Consider the following 15,050-nt stretch of genomic DNA (forward strand, 5'->3'; position numbering starts at 1 on the left):
GCGGCCCCGGCGCGGCGCCGCGAGGCGCAGCGCGAGGGGACGTGCGTCCGGGCCAGCCCCGCCGCACGGGCCGCCGCGGGGGCCGGGGCGGCCCGCACGGGCCCCCCCGCCCCGGCCTGCCGTCAGAGCTTCCAGGCCCACCGTCAGACCCTCCCGGCCCCCTCCGTCGGCCCCGCCCGGCCCGACGTCAGAGCAGCTTCCGGGCCGCGCCTTTCACATAGTCCCGCGCCGCCCGCGCCCGATTTCCGCGCGTCGTCATTCGGCCCACGCCAGCCGTGCTTCCCGCCCGGCCCCACCCGATTCCACGTCCGTCCCTTCCGCCCCCCACCGGTAGGGACCGGTTCCGGAATCCGGGCCATTCACTGTATGGAATCCCCGCATTCCGGGTGTCCACAGTTGACTGTTTTTTAGCAACGAATTGCTTGACCATGAGCCACTTTGCGCACTGGTTCTGTCATGTTCTAGCCAGCGTTTTCGACTCCGGAACGCTCTGGCCCCTTGCCGGCCCCCACAGCCGGCCAGAGGAGGATCCGTTGCGCCCCCGCTCCCTTGCCCTCGCCGCGGCGATAGCCGTACTGCCGCTGACCGCCGTCTCGCTCGGTGTCTCCACCGCGCAGGCCGCCCCCGCTCCCCGTGTCGCGCTCCCGAACACCGTCAACCCGGCGGTGGCCCACTCGGAGAAGAAGGGCGACGTCCCGGCCGAGCAGCAGATCTCGGTGGCCGTCAGCCTGAAGCTGCGTGACACCGCCGCCCTGGACCACTTCCTCACCGCGGTCGCCACCCCCGGCACCCCCGAGTTCGGCAAGTACCTGACGCCGGAGCAGTTCACCGCCCGGTTCGGGCCGACCCAGGCCGCCGTCGACCAGGTCAAGACCTACCTGGCCGCCCAGGGCCTGACCGTCACCGAGGTGAGCGCCAACCGCCAGGTGGTCAGCGCCCACGGCACCAACGCGCAGATCTCGCAGGCCTTCGGCACCCACGAGAGCTCCTACGTCGACCCGCAGCTGCAGCGCGCCTTCTTCGCCAACGACGCCGCCGCCTCCGTCCCGGCCGACCTGGCCGACGTGGTCCAGGGCGTGAGCGGCCTGGACAACCACGCGGTCCGCAAGAACCGCCTGGCCAAGCCGAACTCGGTCACCCCGCACACCGCCTCCTCGACCCCGAGCGGCTTCGGCCCGTCGCAGTACGACGGCGCCTACAACCTGAACAAGACCGGCGCCGACGGCACCGGCACGACGGTCGCCCTCTGGGAGTTCGACGGCTACTCGTCCTCCAACCTGACCACCTACGACTCGCAGTACGGCCTGTCCGGCCCGGCCGTCTCCACGGTCTCGGTGGACGGCGCCAACTACGACTCCGCCCCCGGCCAGGGCCAGGGCGAGGTCGAGCTGGACAGCGAGATCGTCCGCGGCGCGGCGCCGAAGGCGACCCAGCTGGTCTACGAGGCGCCCAACAGCGACCAGGGCGAGATCGACATGGCCAACAAGATCGTGGCCGACAACCAGGTCTCGGTCATCTCGATCTCGTGGGGCTCCTGCGAGCCGGACACCACCGCCGCCTCGATGACGGCCGTGGACAACGCCTTCAAGCAGGCCGCCGCCCAGGGCATCTCGATCTTCTCCGCCTCCGGTGACGACGGCTCCCGCGACTGCACCCGCTCCACCAGCGGCTCGTCGGTCAAGGCGGTCGACTTCCCGGCGTCCAGCCCGCACCAGACCGGCGTCGGCGGCACCAACCTCCAGGTGTCCGGCACCTCGTACTCCTCGGAGAGCGCCTGGAGCAGCGCCGGCGGCGGCGTCTCCACCGTGTTCGCCAAGCCGACCTGGCAGACCGGCACCGGCACCGGCAGCGGCACCATGCGCACCGTCCCGGACGTCTCCTCCAACGCTGACCCGGCGAGCGGCTTCGCGATCTACACGGCCGGCTCCTGGCAGGTCTACGGCGGCACCAGCGCGGCGGCGCCGCTGTGGGCCGGCTACGCGGCCCAGTTCAACCAGAAGGCCAAGGCGGCCGGCCAGCCGGTGCTGGGCGAGGCGAGCCCGAAGCTGTACGCGGTCGCGAACAGCAGCAACTACTCGGGTGCCTTCCACGACGTGACCAGCGGCTCCAACCAGGACTTCCCGGCCGGTACGGGCTACGACCAGGTCACCGGCTGGGGCACCCCGATCGCCGACGGCCTGACCACCGCCCTGCTCGGCGGCGGCTCCACCACCCCGCCCGGCGGCTGCACCGCGGCCCAGCTGATCGGCAACGGCGGCTTCGAGACCGGCACCGCCGCCCCGTGGACCACCTCCAGCGGCGTGGTCGACAACAGCTCCTCGCAGGCGGCCCACTCGGGCAGCTGGAAGGCCTGGCTGGACGGCTACGGCAGCGCCCACACCGACACCCTGTCGCAGACCGTCTCGGTGCCGGCCGGCTGCAAGTCCGCCAGCCTCACCTTCTGGCTGCACATCGACACCGCGGAGACCGGCACCACCGCGTACGACAAGCTGACCGTCCAGGCCAACGGCACCACGCTGGCGACGTACTCCAACGTCAACGCCGCCGCCGGCTACGTGAAGCGCACCCTGGACCTCTCCTCCTTCGCCGGCAAGAGCGTGACCATCAAGTTCACCGGCACCGAGGACGGCTCCAACCAGACCAGCTTCGTGATCGACGACGTCGCGCTGAACGTCAACTGACCACCAGCGGGTAGCACCACCTGACCCCCGCCGGGGCGGCGCCGACCGGGCCCGCCCCGGCGGTGTGCGTCCGCCCGTCCCGGCGGGCGGCGCGGGCGAACGGCGAGGGCGTGTGTTTCCGAACTGTTTCAAGATCACTAACCCTTCGGTTCACCTGCCGTGACCCCTGTCATACGCACGACTGATGACGTAGCCTCTCGACCGTGCATAGGGTTCCCCAAAGCTCGGTGAAGCCGTCGGCGGCGAGCCTCGGCGCCGGCCAGGCCCCTCCGAACTCACCTGGCGGGGAGGGTCACCGCATGGCCGCACAGCAGCCTCAGGACTCCGCGCGACTCCGGCTGGTCGGACTGCGCCCGGAGCGCCCCGGCCCGTCCGTACCCGCACCGCCTCCGGCACCCGCGCACGCCGGGCGGGCCACCGCCCCCGGCGGCTTCGCGGACACCCTGCACCTGGCCATCGAGGCCAGCGGCCTCAGCCTGGACAGGATCAGAGCCGCCCTCACCCAACGTGGCGTCAGAGTCAGTGTCACGACGCTGAGTTACTGGCGGCGCGGGCGCAGCCAGCCCGAACGGGCCAGCTCGCTGAGGGCCGTCCACCTGCTGGAGGAACTGCTCGGACTGCCGCACAGCGCGCTCACCTCGCTGCTCGGCCCGCCCCGCCCGCGCGGCCGCTGGGCCGCCGTCGCGAACACCTGCCACCTCGGCCTGGAGGACGTCTGGCCGGGCGAACGGCAGATCGCGGACATCTTCGCCGAGCTGGACGCCCCGCCGCAGGGCGAACTGGAGCGACTGAGCATCCACGACTCGTACTACGTGGACGCCGAGCGGCGCGGCAACCTGCTGCGGATGCGCCAGGTGGTGCGCGCCACCGTCGGCGGCGTGGGCCGCTGCCTGGTCGTGCACAAGGCCGACGAGGAGGCGACCGGCTGCCCGGAGATCACCTCGGTGCGGCACGGCCGGCTGGGCCGGGTCCGGCGCCGCCCGGAGGCCGGCCTGACCGTCGGCGAGCTGATGCTGGACCGCCCGCTGGCGCTCGGCGACAGCACGGTCTTCGAGTACGAGGTGGAGATCCCGCCGGGCGGCCCGACGCTGGAGTACAGCCGCCGCTTCGCCACCCCGGTGCGCGAGTACGTGCTCCAGGTGCACTTCGACCCGGCGGCCGTCCCGGCGCACTGCGAGCGCTACGACCGCGAGCCGGGCGCGGACGTCGACCACCGCCGCGAGCAGCTCTGGATCGGCGCCTCCGCGAGTGCCCACGTGCTCGCCCCGGACCAGCAGCCCGGGCACATCGGCATCCGCTGGGAGTGGCAGTAGCCGCCCCCCCGGCGTCCAGTCATCCCTGACATCCAGCCGCCCCCGCCGGCCTCGAACCGGCCCGCGCACCCCCGCCACGCCTGACCGACCGCCAGGCCCCGCACCGGCACTACCGTCTCCTCCTCGCCCCCGCCACGCCCGGGCCGCCGAACGGTTGTCACCCGTCCGGCGCAATCCGCCGTGCCACCTTCCGCCCGCTTTGGGACTTTGGTCCCGATAACACGCGGGGCCGGCCCGGGAAGGCCAGTCCTGTCACGCCGTCAGGCGTCGACCAGGAAGACCGCAGGAAAGAGGCGGAGCATGACCCGTACCGACCACCTGTCCCCGCTGCTGGAGTTCGACGAGGTCGAACCGGACGAGGACTGCATATGCGGGGGCTGCAGCGCCCGCCGCCGCGCCCGGCTGCACGCCGCACCGGTCCACGAGGGCGGGCACGCCGCGGCCCGCAGCATCCGCCGCCGGGCCGCCGTGCTGATGGCCGCCGTCGGCACCGCGGTGGGCGGCGGGACGGCCGCCGCCGGACACGCCACCGCCGCCCCCACCCCCGGCCCCACCCCGGGCGGCAGCAGCACCGCCCAGCCCCCGCAGACCCCGCAGGGCGAGGTCAGCGGCCTCTACGGACAAGCGCCCGGCGCCCGCGCCTTCGCCGCCCCGCGCGCCGCCACCCAGCCGCCCACCCGGGCGCAGATCATCCAGCGCGCCCAGGGCTGGGTCGACCAGCAGGTGCCGTACGGCATGGGCAGCTACTGGTCGGACGGCTACCGCCAGGACTGCTCCGGCTTCGTCTCGATGGCCTGGGGCCTCGGCAGCAGCCAGACCACCTGGACCCTGCCGAACTTCGCCGAGCGGATCGGCAAGGCCGACCTCCAGCCCGGCGACGTGCTGATCTACAACAACCCGGCCAGCCCGCAGTCCGGGTCGCACGTGACGATCTTCGGCGGCTGGACGGACTCCTCCCTCACCCGCTACCTCGCCTACGAGCAGACCTCCCCCGGCACCAAGAAGCGCGACACCCCGTACGCCTACTGGAACAACTCCGGCGCCTACGTCCCGTACCGCTACACCGGCCTGTCCGGCGGCAGCAACGACGGCGCCCCGGCCACCGCCTTCCCGGGCGCGGACAAGTTCGGCCCCGGCGCGAACAACGCGTACGTCACCGAGCTCGGCCGGCTGCTGGTGCAGCGCGGTGGCGCCCGGTTCTACTCCGAGGGGCCCGACCCGCGCTGGGGCGAGGCCGACCGGCGGGCCACCCAGGCCTTCCAGGAGGCCCAGGGCTGGCGCGGCGCCGAGGCCGACGGCATCCCCGGCAAGGACACCTGGGACTACCTGGTCAACGGCAAGGGCCGCGCCATCGGCGCCGGCACCACCCCGCTGCCGCCGCCGCCGGTCCAGCCCGGCACCGGGGCGCCCGCCTTCCCCGGCCGGCAGTACTTCGGCCCGGGTCAGAACAACGACCAGGTCCGCCTGCTGGGCGAGCAGCTGGTCCGCAAGGGCTTCGGCGGCTCGTACGGCGTCGGCCCCGGCCCGCGCTGGAGCGAGAGCGACCGGCGGGCCGTCCAGGCCTTCCAGCAGGCCCAGGGCTGGCGCGGCGCCGAGGCCGACGGCTACCCCGGCCCGGACACCTGGCGCCGGCTCTTCGCCTAGGCCCTGTCCGGCCGATCTTGGCGGATCAGCCCGCGGCGTTGGGCGCCCGGCTGGGCGTGCGCCCAAATCGTCCTCGTACTGGACGTACTTGGGCGATTCGGGCGTGCGTCCAGGCGGGATGCGTAATGGGGGTACCTCCCGGCCGAAGGCTGGGGGAGTCGCGGGCCCGGCAAGATCGGCCGGACAGGGCCTAGCCCGTGAACGGCGTGGTGCCCGCCCGGCGGGCGCCACGCCTCACCCCTGCGGCTTCGACGACATCCAGTGGAAGAGGCCCATCGCCACGCTGGTGGCCAGGTTGAAGCTGGACACCCCCGGCTGCATCGGCACCGAGACCAGGTGGTCCGCCCGCGCCTTGAGCTCCGCCGAGACGCCGTGCCGCTCGGTGCCGAAGGCGAGCAGCGCGTCGTCCGGGAACGGCAGCGTCCGGATGTCCGCGCCCTCCGGGTCCAGCACGTACAGCGGCCCGGCGGGCAGCTCCGGCAGGGCCAGCCGCTCCACCGCGGTGGCGAAGTGCAGGCCCGCGCTGCCGCGCAACACGGTCGGGTGCCAGGGGTCCAGATCGCCGGTGGTCACCACGCCGGTGGCGCCGAAGCCGGCCGCCAGCCGGATCACCGCCCCGACGTTGCCCAGGTTGCGCGGGTTCTCCAGCAGCACCACCGGGGCCGGGCGCGGGCGCCGGGCCAGGGCCGCCAGGTTCGCCCCGACGGACGGCCGCGCGGCCAGGGCGACCACCCCGGTCGGGTGCAGCCGGGGTGCCAGCGTCCGCAGCCGGTCCTCGGGCAGCTCCACCGCCAGCGCGTCCAGTGCCGGGGCGACGTCCGGCGCCAGTTCCCCGGCCAGGGCCAGCAGCGCCGCCCGGTCGGCGGTCAGCACCCGCCGGACGTCCCCGCCGAAGCGCAGCGCGTGCTTCAGCGGGTGGAACCCGTCCAGCAGGACGGCCCCCGGCTCCCGCTCCGCCGCCCGCCACGCCCGCAGCACCTCGTCGTCCATGGCGTTCATGGCGTTCACTCTGCCACCTCGTCCGAGGCCGTCTGATTCAGGGCCACCTGATCCAGGACCGTCTGATCCGAAGCCACCCCGACCGGGACGATCCCGCCGGGGTCGGGCTCGCCCGGGTCGGGCTCGCCCGGGTCGGCGGCCAGCCCGGCGAGCGCGAGGTCGAGGTGCCGGTGGACCAGCGAGCCGTCCGCGTCGAGCGCGGCCAGCGCGCCCGGCAGCGGGCGGGACACCCGGACGCAGAGCAGCACCAGGTCGCCCATCCCCACGTCGGCCCGCAGCCGCCCGGCGTCCTGGGCGGCGCGCAGCAGTGCCTCGACGACGGTGACGGCGTCGCGGCGGACGGCGACCAGGTCCTCGTCCACCACCAGCCGCTCCAGCAGCACCACGATCGCCGCGCCCATCCGCAGGTCGGCGGCGGCGTGCACGAAGCGGCGCAGCGCCCGGTACGGGTCGGTCTCGTCGCGGCGGGCCTGTGCGGCGGCCTCGGCGAGCCGGGCCAGCAGGTCGGTGACCAGGGCGCGGACCAGGGCCTCCCGGTCGGGGAAGCGCCGGTAGAGGGTGGCCGGGCCGACCCCGGCCCGCCGGACCACGGCGTCCAGCGGGGCGTCCGGGCCCCGTTCCAGGAACACCTCGCAGGCGGCGTCCAGGATCCTGCGCCGGCTGCGTTCCGCGTCGGCCCTCATCGGCAACTCCCTAACCGGAGAAATTCTCTCCCCCTATGCTAGCGTCCAGTGAAGCGGAGAAAATCTCTCCGCATCGTTGAGGAGCCGAGGAGTGACGCCGTGACCACCACCGCGCTCACCGTCCACACCGACATCGACGGCACCAGCCACCCGCGCGAGGCCGTCCTCGCCTGGGAGCTCGACCGCGCCCGCACCGCCCTGCGGCTGCTCAAGCAGCGCCTCGGCGACGACCGGACGCGCGAACTGCTCACCCCCGACACCACCGCCGCCGACACCGCCCTGGCCGCCTGGGCCCACGCCTCCGGCGGCCGGTGGAGCACCGCCGTCACCGAGCTCACCGCCACCGGCATCGACGCCGACCGCTTCCTCACCTGGTGGCAGGGCCGCCTGCACGCCCCCGACCGGGACGCCCTGCTCGCCGCCAACCCCGAGCACTACCTGGCCGACTCCACCGGCGAACGGGTCGAGATCATCGAGACCCTCGGCACCGGCCCGGCCCGCTTCTTCCTGCGCTTCCACGACGACGTCCCGATCGCCGGGCCCGGCCACCAGGCCTTCCCGGTCCGCATCGGCGGCACCGGCACCCTCGCCGACGGCACCGAGGTGCTGCGGGTGATGCACGAGTTCGCCGACACCCCGGACGGCCTGCGGATCCGCCTCACCGTCCAGTTCCCCGAGGCCGCCCCCGCCCTCCTCGGCACCGGCCACCAGTGGCACTTCGCCTGCGAGTTCGCCAACTGGCTGGAGGCCGCCGCCCGCGCCGCCTGACGCCCCGGCGCCGTTCGCCTCCCGTTCGCCCTTCGAGGAGGGGCGAACGGGGGGCGAACGGCGCCTTCTGCGGCCCCCGCACGTCCACCCGCCCCCGCAGGGCCCGCTCCAGGTCCTTCATCGCCTGCCCCAGCAGCCGCGTCCCCGCCCGCACCACGTCCCGCTGCACCCCCGCCGGCGCCTGCGCCAGCCGTTCCTCCAGCCGCGCCTGCGCCTCCCGCACGGCGCCGAACTCCACCGGCTGCCCGGTGAGCAGCGCCGCCCCCGCGAGCGCGGTGGCCAGCCGCAGCTCCTCCGCGTACTCCGCCGTCCCCGGCACCGGGTCGGCGTCGGCGGCCGGCAGGTGCGCCTCCAGCAGGACGGCGACCCGCCCCAGGTGCCCGACGGCCGCCCGGGCCCGGTCGACCTGGCGCCGGGACACCCCGGGCAGCCCGGAGGCGTGCCGGCCCGGTTCGGCGTCGGCGCGCTGCATGGCCTGGAGCAGTTCCGAGCGGGCCTCCCGGGAGTCCAGCAGCGCGGCCCGCACCGCCCGCCCGCGCGGCGCGGCCGGGTCCTCGTAGCAGGCGACCACCGCGGCCGCGTACCGCCCGGCGGCGGCGAGCCACTCGGCCAGCCGCTCCCCGAGCCGGGCGGTCTGCCAGGTCGGGAAGAGCGCGTACGTCACCAGCGCCACCGACCCGCCGAGCAGGGTGAGCCCGACCCGTTCGAAGGCCGTCGTGAGCGGGTTCCCGGCCTGGAGCCCGAGCAGGAACACCACGTACGTCGAGATCCCGACCGTCGTCAGCGCGTACCCGGTCTGGAACGCGAGGTACGACCCGCCGATGCACAGCACGGCCAGCGCGGCCAGCACCCACTCCCCGGGGTGGGTGAACTGCACCACCAGCGTCGAGACGGCGACCCCGACGACCGTCCCGGCCAGCCGGGCGACACCCCGGCTGTAGGTCTGGGCGAAGTCCGGCCGCATCACCATCGCGGCGGTCATCGGCGCCCAGTAGCCGTGGTGGAAGCCGACCAGCCGGGCCAGCAGGTAGGCGACGGTGACCACCCCGGCGAGCCGGACGGCGTGCTGGAAGATCGCCGAGCGCGGCCGCAGCTGCCGGCGCACCGTCCGCAGCGCGACCGGCAGCATCCGGAGGATCGACGGCTTGTGCAGCGCCCCGCCCGCGCCGATCACGGGCGTGGTGATGGTGTCCGCGTCGCCCCGCTCCAGCGTGTCCGCGGCCTTGCGCAACAGCCCGCCCAGCCGGCGGGCCGACCGCCGGGCCGCCCCCTGCAGCCGCGGCCCCTCGTCCGGCGGGACCAGGGTGAGCGTGGGCGCCGAGCGGGGCAGCCGGACGGGGTCGCCGGTGCGGACGGCCCGGGCCAGGGCGTCCATGACCTCGGCGGCGGCCGCCAGCACCTCACGGGCCCGGTCGCGTTCGGGCCCCTCCTCCGGGGCGCCCACCTTGGGGTCGGCGAGCGCGGCCAGGGTGGGCCGGATGCGCTCGGCGAGGCCGCGCAGGCCGCGCAGTTCGGCCGGCCGGTGGCGGTCCTGCCAGGGGGTCAGGGCGGCGGCGTGCCGGGCCGTCATGAACGGCGCCGGGTCGACGTGCGCGGTCGGATCCTGCCTCAACCTGCGCGCGTAGTCGGCGAGTTCCGCGTAGGTGTCGGCGAGGGCGTCCCGCTGGGCACTCCAGCTCCCGATCGGCCACAGGGTGATGACGACGGCTTGGACGACCCCGCCGAGGGCGGCGACCAGCCCGTGTCCGAGCGCGGCGGTCGCGCTGACCGGGAGCTGGACGACGATCAGCATCACCGAGACGGTGTTGGTCGCGACCACCCCGGCGGTCGGCCCGATCGCCCAGGCGAGCCCGGCGCCGAAGGCCCACACCGCGAGCAGCACCGGGAACAACCCGGGCACCCCGGCCGCCAGGTAGCCGAGGAAGGTGCTGACCCCGAGCCCGGCCCCGGCCACGACGGCGAGGCTGGCCCGGGGCCGGAAGCTGCGCTGGAAGGTGGCCGTGCCGGCGATGAAGGCGCCCATCGCGGCCGAGGTGGCGAGCGCGACCCCGCCGAGCGCGAGGGTGGGGAAGAGCACCAACGCCACCGCGACGGCCCCGCGCAGGGCCCGCTTGGGGTCGGTGAGCGCCCGGTCGAGGGTGAGTCCGGTCCGCGCGGTGTCGCGAAGGGCGGCGAACCAGGACATACGGGTCAGCCTAGGGCACGCCCTCGGCGACCGGCGCTCGTGACCGCCGGATCCGCCGCAGCCGCGCCGCCGCCCAGAGCAGCGCGCCGGTCGGCAGGAACACCGCGTCCGCCGCGATCATCGCGAGCGAGAACACCGGCAGCCCGAGCAGCAGCGCGATCCCCAGGTGCTCGGCCAGCAGCACGGCCAGCAGCACGTTCTTGACCCGCCGGTTGAGCAGCGTGAACGGGAACGCGACCTGCACGACCACCGTGCCGTACGAGATCAGGAAGACCGGCAGCAGCGCCGAGCCGACCAGCCCGGACAGCCACGGCCAGGGCGTGAAGTAGTCCAGGTGCAGCGGGTAGTACAGCGCGGTGCCGTCCTGCCAACGCGAGCCCTGCACCTTGTACCAGCCGGCCGTCGCGTAGATCAGCACCACCTCGACGGCGATCACCAGCATCGCGCAGTTGTGCACCATGTTCGCCAGCGCGTCGAGCACCGCGCGCGGTTCGCCGTCCGGCCGCAACCGCCCGAGCGTCCACCAGAGCCCGGCCACCGCCCAGAGCCCCCAGAACAACGGCGCCCAGCCGACGTACGGGAAGGTCCGGACCGTCCAGGTGAGGCTCTCACCGGAGAAGCCGCCGACCTGGCAGGCCGCCAGGACGGCGCCGAGCAGCACCCAGAGCACCACCCCGGCCCGCCCCGGCCGGGCCCGCCGGGCGTCCAGCGACCACACCTCGGCACAGCGGGTGAAGACCAGGTAGACCGCCATCAGGTGGACGACGTTGTCACCGCCGTCGCCGAGGAAGACGTTGCGGTTCTGCAGCGACAGCACGGTGACCAGGAACAGCACCGCACTCGCCCTGGTCCGCCAGCCCAGCACCACCGCGACGGCGGCCAGCACCGCCAGGTGGTAGACCAGCTCGGACCAGGGCCGCCCGCCGAACCACGGCAGCACGGTGAACGCCCCGTTGTCGGTCAGCAGCCGCTCGGCCAGGTCCATCGACCAGGGCGACCGGTCCCCGTACAGCACCCGCCGGTTGGGCCACTCGCGCAGCAGGTAGGCGAGCCAGACCAGCCCGAAGCCGATCCGCACCACGGCGGCCTGGTGGCGGCCCAGCGCCCGCCCGGTGAAGGCCGCCATCGCCCGGGCGGCCAGGTCGGCCGGGCCGGGCCCGCGCGGCGCCGGGTCGGGCCGGGGCCCGGGGGCCGAGCCGGCGGCGGGCGGTTGCCCGGCCTGGCGCGGGATGCCCTCCGACCACCGCTGCTCGGGCTGCGGCGATACCTCCGGCGAGAACTCGGGCGAGAACTCGGACGCCACGTCGGGCGAGAGTTCGGGCGACACCTCCGGCGACACCTCGCTCACCCGAGCTCCCGGTAGTCCTCGTCGTCCACCGGCCACCAGGGCAACTCCCGCACCTTCGGCGCCGGTGGCGCGGCCTCGCCGCTCCAGGACGGCGGTGGGACGGTCACCGCGGTGGCCCGGAACTCGATCTCCAGGATCCGCTCGCCGTCCACCTCCCGGCCGATCCGCTGCAGCGCGATCCGCTTGAGGTACTGCTCGGCGAGCCTGCCGCGGGTGTTGGTCAGCGCCTCGTCCTGCGGGTTGTGCGAGCCGTCGTAGAAGTCCCAGGCCCGGCGCAGCAGGTTCTGGTCGACGTGGCTGGGGGCGGGGTTGTGCCGGATCGCGGCGAGGTCCTGCGCGGTCAGCCCGGTCCAGTCGCGGGTGCGGGTAGTGCCGTCGGCGGCGGCCGTGCGCACCCGGGCGTCCAGGCTGACGTTCTGCTGCAGCGGATTCGGCGCGAACAGCCGCCAGTTCTGCTCGAACTCCGGGTACACCAGGCCGTCGACCTCGTCCCGGTACTGCCGGGACAGCGAGTTGGCCGGCGCGACGTGCAGGAACACCGCCGCGAGGAAGAGCCCGGTGCCGACCACCAGCACCGCCGCGGTCAGGCCGAGCACGAGCTGCGCGGGCGTCGACCAGACCCGTCCGGCGGCCGGGCGGTCCGTCGTCTCCGTCATGGCCTCCCCGGCCCGGTCGGCGCGCCGCCCGGGTCCCGTCCCGGCGCGGTCGCGCGCCCATCCTGCCCTACCGGGCGAACACGACGGTGCCGGACGGGGCCACCGGACCACCGGACCACGGGGCTACGAGGCCACAGACCTACAGACCTACAGACCTACAGACCTACAGGACGAAGGCGTCCTGGTCGGTGCTGCTCACCATCGGACGGCCCGCGCCCTCCCAGGCGTACATGCCGCCGTCCACGTTCACCGCGTCCCGGCCCTGCTGCACCAGGTACTGGACGACCTGCGCGGAACGGCCGCCGACCCGGCAGAGCACGTACAGCTTCCCGTCCGGCAGTTCGCCGATCCGGGCGATGACCTCGCCGAGCGGGATGTGCAGCGCGCCGTCCACGTGGCCGGCGTCCCACTCGTCCTGCTCGCGCACGTCCAGCAGGGCTGCGTCGGCGGGCACTGCGGCGGCGGTGGTGGAGGGGATCTGCGCGAACATCGTGTGGCTCTCCTGGGGCTGGGTCGGGTCGGTGCCATTGTCGCCCACCGGCTGCCGGTGGCCGTCGCCCGCCGCGGCCGGGGCGCCGAGCAGCCGCTCCAGTTCGGCCTGCTGGGCGGCGGCCTTGGCGAGCAGTTCCTCGGCGAGCTGCTCCAGCAGCCGGTCCGGGTCCTGCGGGGCCAGCGCGAGCAGCTGACCCATCGGGGTCTGTTCCAGCCGGACCTGCTCGGTGGCGGTCTCGGTGATCTTGCCGGTCAGCCACTCCAGCCGGCGGCGCAGCCACTCCAGCCGGTCGGGGGAGTCGGCGCCGGGCGCGGCCTCGGGCGCGGTGGACCACTCGGCGGACAGGCCCTCCAGCGCGGCGGCGTCGCCGACCGCGTAGGCCTCGTTCACCCGGGCCAGGAACGCGGCCCGGCGCTGCTGCTCGGCCGGGTCGGTGCTGAGGTCGGGGTGGGCCCGGCGGACCAGCTCGCGGTAGATCCGCTGGGCGTCCCGCCCGGGGCGCACCCGGGCCGGCGCGGCGGGCGGCGGCGGGGCCGCCTCCTGCTCCCGGACGGAGTCGAACAGCGCGTCGAGGTCGGGCAGTTCGTCGACCTGCCGGCGGGCCTCGGCGGCCCGGCGGAGGTCCTCGGGGTGCCCGGTCCTGGCCGCGACCGCCTCGGCGACCAGCGCCTCCAGCTCGTCCAACCGGGCGTAGAGCGGGCCCAGCAGCTGATGGTGGATCAGCGCGAAGTTGTCGATCTCGACCCGCAGCGTCTGCACGTCGACGTCCATGCTGAGCCAGGCGAGTTCGGCGGCGGCGACCCGCTCCTCCAACTCCTGCTGCTGCGGGTCCGTCCAGCGGACGGGGCTCTGCGCGGTCACTTCTCGCCTCTGTCTCGTCCGGCCGGCTGCGTCCTGCGGAGCCGCCTCGCGGGGTGGCCCGGCCTGCCACCCTACCCTCGCGCGCGAAAGCCCCGTCCGGGTGAACGGGGAGTGCGAACCGGCGCGCGCCGCACGGCACGCAACCGATCCTGAGGAATCTCCCCGTTTCGCTATCACGCCCGGGCCGGTCCGTGCTTCGCTAGGGCGTGTCTGATGATTCGCGTCGGATCAGCACGCGGCGTCGGGCACCCGGCGGACTCGTTCAGACACGCCCTCAAGCCCGGCACGATCCACAGGACACGCCCCGGGTTTCCGCACAGCGTGCCTTCCTCCGGAGAGACGGCCGCCTCCAGGCGTGGCGGCCAGGCGGGAGCAGACCGAATCCATGGTGGCCGAGTCCAACTCCACACCGCGTCCGGCGGACGCCGAGGCCGTACCGGGTGACCACCCGACCGGCGTGGCCGCCCTGGTCCGGCTCGCCCTCGTCCTGGTCGACCGGGCCGGACGGATCGCCCAGTGGAGCCGGGCCGCCGAGGAACTGTTCGGGCACCGCGCCGAGGTCGCCCACGACCGGCCGGCCAGCGGACTGCTGCCCGCCGTGGAGCCGCTCGCCGCCCCCGGCCAGGCCGCCGGGTCCGCCGTACGCCGCCGCTGCGACGCCCTGGACACCCTGGCCGCGCTGACCGCCGACGGGCGCCCCTGGGCCGGCCAGCTGGCCGTCATCGACCGCGAGGAGCACCTGCGCGACGTGCTCTGGTGGGCCTGGCCGCTGCCCGACCCGTTCGGCGGCCTGCTCGCCCTCGCCGCCGACGCCCGACCACTGCGCACCGCCGGCCCCCGGCTCGCACTCGGCGAGCGGCTGCTGCCGTTCGCCGCCGCCCCGCCCGCCCGGGGCGGCTTCCACCGGCTGGGCGCGGCCCTGACCCCGCCCGGCCGACTGCGCGCCGGTCTGCTGTCGGCCGACCGGCTGGCCGGGCTGCTGCCGGCCGGTTCGGCCGCCCGCCGGGCGCTGCTGCTCGACGTGCTGGACCAGGCCGGTCTGCCCGCCCTGCGGCTGGACCCGGCCACCGTGCTGCCGGTCCTGCCCGCCGACCCGCAGACCGCCGCCGCGCACGCCGCCGCCGGACTCGGCCGCCGCTACCCGACCGCCCAGCAGCGCGCCGCCCGGGTCGGCCCGCCGCCGCAGCCCGAGCAGTCCGCGCCCCCGGCCCGGACGGTCCGGGGGCGGACGCCCGGCCCGCTGCCGGCCCAGCGCGAGACCGCCGAGCGGTCCGCAGCCGCCCAGCCGTCCGGCGCCGTCGGCGCCCCGGCGGGCGTCCCCCCCCCCCCCCCCCCCCCCCCCCCCCCCCCCCCCCCCCCCCCCCCCCCCCCCCCCCCCGCCCCCCCCCCCGGGGGGGGCCCCCCCCCCACCCCCCCCCC

Annotated in this window: 10 protein-coding genes and 1 pseudogene; 5 read left to right on the forward strand and 6 right to left on the reverse strand. The window is 75.3% G+C overall.

Annotation, left to right across the window (positions count from 1 at the left end):
- Window positions 1–533 precede the first annotated feature (533 nt).
- The 3 genes from ACFV6I_RS04405 (at window position 534) to ACFV6I_RS04415 (ending at window position 5,638) form a co-directional block, all read left to right on the forward strand.
- Window positions 534–2,681 (forward strand): protease pro-enzyme activation domain-containing protein, encoded by a 2,148-nt coding sequence (locus ACFV6I_RS04405; protein ID WP_380343291.1) that lies wholly within the window; start codon window positions 534–536, stop codon window positions 2,679–2,681.
- A gap of 299 nt (window positions 2,682–2,980) precedes the next feature.
- Window positions 2,981–3,994 carry a hypothetical protein gene (locus tag ACFV6I_RS04410; RefSeq protein ID WP_079135727.1) on the forward strand — a complete coding sequence of 338 codons (1,014 nt, stop codon included), beginning with the start codon at window positions 2,981–2,983 and terminating at the stop codon, window positions 3,992–3,994.
- Between the two features lie 300 nt (window positions 3,995–4,294).
- Window positions 4,295–5,638 (forward strand): peptidoglycan-binding protein, encoded by a 1,344-nt coding sequence (locus ACFV6I_RS04415; RefSeq protein WP_380343294.1) that lies wholly within the window; start codon window positions 4,295–4,297, stop codon window positions 5,636–5,638.
- A 234-nt stretch (window positions 5,639–5,872) separates the two neighbouring features.
- Here the strand turns inward: ACFV6I_RS04415 and ACFV6I_RS04420 are convergent, their stop codons facing one another.
- Both ACFV6I_RS04420 and ACFV6I_RS04425 read right to left on the reverse strand, forming a co-directional pair.
- Window positions 5,873–6,628: a TrmH family RNA methyltransferase gene (locus ACFV6I_RS04420; RefSeq protein WP_380343331.1), complete on the reverse strand. Its 756-nt coding sequence runs from the start codon at window positions 6,626–6,628 to the stop codon at window positions 5,873–5,875.
- A gap of 14 nt (window positions 6,629–6,642) precedes the next feature.
- Window positions 6,643–7,320 (reverse strand): TetR/AcrR family transcriptional regulator, encoded by a 678-nt coding sequence (locus ACFV6I_RS04425; protein WP_380343297.1) that lies wholly within the window; start codon window positions 7,318–7,320, stop codon window positions 6,643–6,645.
- Window positions 7,321–7,419: 99 nt separating this feature from the next.
- Here ACFV6I_RS04425 and ACFV6I_RS04430 point away from each other — a divergent pair, with 99 nt between their 5' ends.
- Complete coding sequence (locus ACFV6I_RS04430; protein WP_063348437.1) at window positions 7,420–8,088, forward strand: hypothetical protein; 669 nt, start codon at window positions 7,420–7,422, stop codon at window positions 8,086–8,088.
- On the opposite strand, the gene ACFV6I_RS04435 is transcribed toward ACFV6I_RS04430, so the two are convergent.
- The 4 genes from ACFV6I_RS04435 to ACFV6I_RS04450 form a co-directional block, all read right to left on the reverse strand.
- Window positions 7,979–10,273: an FUSC family protein gene (locus ACFV6I_RS04435; RefSeq protein ID WP_380423529.1), complete on the reverse strand. Its 2,295-nt coding sequence runs from the start codon at window positions 10,271–10,273 to the stop codon at window positions 7,979–7,981. The genes ACFV6I_RS04430 and ACFV6I_RS04435 overlap by 110 nt on opposite strands.
- Before the next feature lie 10 nt (window positions 10,274–10,283).
- Window positions 10,284–11,399, reverse strand: coding sequence for an HTTM domain-containing protein (locus tag ACFV6I_RS04440; protein WP_380343334.1), 1,116 nt, complete (start codon window positions 11,397–11,399; stop codon window positions 10,284–10,286).
- Between the two features lie 218 nt (window positions 11,400–11,617).
- Window positions 11,618–12,277 carry a DUF5819 family protein gene (locus ACFV6I_RS04445; RefSeq protein WP_063348440.1) on the reverse strand — a complete coding sequence of 220 codons (660 nt, stop codon included), beginning with the start codon at window positions 12,275–12,277 and terminating at the stop codon, window positions 11,618–11,620.
- Between the two features lie 163 nt (window positions 12,278–12,440).
- A complete protein-coding gene (locus ACFV6I_RS04450; protein WP_063348441.1) occupies window positions 12,441–13,631 on the reverse strand; it encodes a rhodanese-like domain-containing protein in 1,191 nt (396 codons plus the stop codon).
- A gap of 355 nt (window positions 13,632–13,986) precedes the next feature.
- Between ACFV6I_RS04450 and ACFV6I_RS04455 the strand changes: the two are divergent.
- Window positions 13,987–15,050 (forward strand): annotated as a pseudogene (locus ACFV6I_RS04455) (hypothetical protein); the annotation flags it as partial.

Origin of the sequence: Kitasatospora sp. NPDC059803 (assembly GCF_042732255.1) — a bacterium.
Taxonomy (GTDB): Bacteria; Actinomycetota; Actinomycetes; order Streptomycetales; family Streptomycetaceae; genus Kitasatospora.

Bases quoted from the DNA above. Each gene is read 5' to 3' on its own strand.
- ACFV6I_RS04440 (WP_380343334.1), bottom strand. From the start codon at position 11,399: ATGGCGGCCTTCACCGGGCGGGCGCTGGGCCGCCACCAGGCCGCCGTG.
- ACFV6I_RS04420 (WP_380343331.1), bottom strand. From the start codon at position 6,628: ATGGACGACGAGGTGCTGCGGGCGTGGCGGGCGGCGGAGCGGGAGCCG.
- ACFV6I_RS04415 (WP_380343294.1), top strand. From the start codon at position 4,295: ATGACCCGTACCGACCACCTGTCCCCGCTGCTGGAGTTCGACGAGGTC.
- ACFV6I_RS04410 (WP_079135727.1), top strand. From the start codon at position 2,981: ATGGCCGCACAGCAGCCTCAGGACTCCGCGCGACTCCGGCTGGTCGGA.
- ACFV6I_RS04425 (WP_380343297.1), bottom strand. From the start codon at position 7,320: ATGAGGGCCGACGCGGAACGCAGCCGGCGCAGGATCCTGGACGCCGCC.
- ACFV6I_RS04445 (WP_063348440.1), bottom strand. From the start codon at position 12,277: ATGACGGAGACGACGGACCGCCCGGCCGCCGGACGGGTCTGGTCGACG.
- ACFV6I_RS04435 (WP_380423529.1), bottom strand. From the start codon at position 10,273: ATGTCCTGGTTCGCCGCCCTTCGCGACACCGCGCGGACCGGACTCACC.